This is a genomic window from Microbacterium sp. CPCC 204701 (genome assembly GCF_004010105.1).
GTDB lineage: Bacteria > Actinomycetota > Actinomycetes > Actinomycetales > Microbacteriaceae > Microbacterium.
In genome coordinates, this window is record NZ_RRYE01000444.1 from 1 (window position 1) to 2,241 (window position 2,241).

Genomic DNA, 2,241 nt, shown 5'->3' on the forward strand with positions numbered 1-2,241 from the left:
CTCGCCGCGCGCACGGCCGACGTCATCTTCTTCGCCGACCGCTACGAGGTCCCCGTCGTCACGCCTCGCGAGCCGGAGCGCCGCGCCGGGATCGTGACGCTCGAGCCGGCCCCGCAGGACGCCGCGCCGCTGGCCGCCTCCCTGGCGAACCACGGGTTGACCGTCACCACGCGCTCGGGCCGCATCCGCGTCTCCCCGCACGTGGGCACCGGCGCCGACACCCTGCGCCTGTTCGGCGACGCGCTGGCGACCTTCTCGTCCGCGCGCGTGTGGTGATCCCGGATGCCGCGGCTGCGGCATCCGGAATTCACCCGCGCGTCACCTTCCCGTGCGTGTCGTGCGCACGGGATGTCGGCGGGTCGACGTACGTTCATCACATCGGGCAGAGCGCCCGGTCGAGTCGGCCTTCCGGATCGCGACTCGTGGCCCATGGCCGACTCGTGACTGCCGGGTTCTCCACCCGGGGCGGGAGTGGGTTGTGACCACACGAGCACCACACAAGCAGCGCAGTCAGGATCTCGAGCAGATCGCGGAGCAGGATCAGCAGCTCCGCACTTACGTGCTCGACACATCGGTGCTGCTGAGCGATCCACGGGCGTTCTTCCGCTTCGCCGAGCACAGCGTCGTGATCCCCGTCGTGGTGGTCACCGAGCTCGAGGGCAAGCGGCACGACCCCGAGATCGGGTACTTCGCCAGGCAGGCGCTGCGCCACCTCGACGAGCTGCGCATCGAGCACGGGCGGCTGGACTTCCCCGTGCCGGTCGGCGAGGGCGGAACGCTGCGCGTCGAGTTGAACAACACCGACGCCACCGTGCTGCCCTCCGGTATGCGCCTGGGTGACAACGACAGCCGCATCCTCGCCGTCGCGATGCACCTCGCCCAGGACGGACAGGAGGTCACCGTCGTCTCGAAGGACCTCCCGATGCGCGTGAAGGCCGCCTCGCTCGGCATCACCGCCGAGGAGTACCTCGCGGAGCAGGCGATCGACTCCGGCTGGACCGGCATCGCCGACCTCGACGTGTCGGGCGATGACGTCAGCGACCTGTACGAGAGCGAGATCGCCGTCAGCGAGGACGTCCGCGGACTGCCGGTCAACACCGGCCTCATCATCCACTCCGAGCGCGGGTCGGCACTCGGGCGCGTGGTGAGCGAGGGCGAGTACCGGCTGGTGCGCGGCGACCGCGAGGTCTTCGGCCTGCACGGCCGCTCCGCCGAGCAGCGCATCGCGATCGATCTGCTCCTCGACCCCGAGGTCGGCATCGTCTCGCTCGGCGGCCGTGCCGGCACCGGAAAGTCGGCCCTCGCCCTCTGCGCCGCACTCGAGGCCGTGCTCGAGCGCCAGCAGCAGCGCAAGATCATCGTGTTCCGGCCGCTGTTCGCCGTCGGCGGGCAGGAGCTCGGGTACCTCCCCGGCGACCAGCAGGAGAAGATGAACCCCTGGGGACAGGCGGTCTTCGACACGCTGGGATCGGTCGTCTCGAGCAATGTGCTCGACGAGGTGATCGAGCGAGGTCTGCTCGAGGTGCTTCCGCTCACCCACATCCGCGGACGCTCGCTGCACGACGCGTTCGTGATCGTCGACGAGGCGCAGTCGCTCGAGCGCAACGTCCTCCTGACGGTGCTCAGCCGCATCGGCCAGAACTCGCGCGTCGTGCTGACGCACGACGTCGGCCAGCGCGACAACCTCCGGGTCGGGCGCCACGACGGCGTCGCTTCCGTGATCGAGACGCTGAAGGGCCACAGCCTGTTCGGTCACGTGACGCTGGTGCGCTCGGAGCGCTCGGCGATCGCGGCGCTGGTGACCGAGCTGCTGGAGGCCGGCGAACTCGCCTGATATCGCTCCATCAGCTCCACGAGAGGGGCCGGGATGCCGCATCCCGGCCCCTCTCGCCACCTTTCGGCCGCGGTTGGACCGCCAGCCGGCTACCGGTCGGCATGAAAGAAGTCTCATGCCCTCGCGGTGCTGCGCGCCTCGAGCGTCTGTCACCATGGTGAGGGAGCGATTTCCGGAGGGGGAGAAACGTGGACGCACGCACGGGGCTCGTGATCGGTGGCATGGCCACCGTCGCGGCGAGCGTCGCCGTCGTCTGCGCCGTCGCCCTGACGACCCCGGCCGCGCTGGCCGACTCGCCGGGAACGAACGTCGCCACGGCGCGCGTGCTCGTACCGGCGAGCGCTTCCGTATCGGCCGCGCTCGTGGCGCCGGTCGAGGCCGCCCCGCAGGCCGAGATCGTCGAGGCG

2 protein-coding genes and 1 pseudogene are annotated in these 2,241 nt (G+C 70.6%); all 3 read left to right on the forward strand.

The annotated features are described in order from the left end of the window. A pseudogene (locus tag EIO58_RS16555) lies at positions 1-276 on the forward strand (aminotransferase class V-fold PLP-dependent enzyme); the annotation flags it as partial. Between the two features lie 202 nt (positions 277-478). Next, entirely contained in the window at positions 479-1,834 is a 1,356-nt protein-coding gene (locus EIO58_RS16560; protein WP_127820399.1) for a PhoH family protein, read from the forward strand. 188 nt (positions 1,835-2,022) lie between these two features. Then, positions 2,023-2,241 (forward strand): hypothetical protein (locus EIO58_RS16565; protein ID WP_205789339.1); only part of this gene is annotated, 219 nt, incomplete at its 3' end.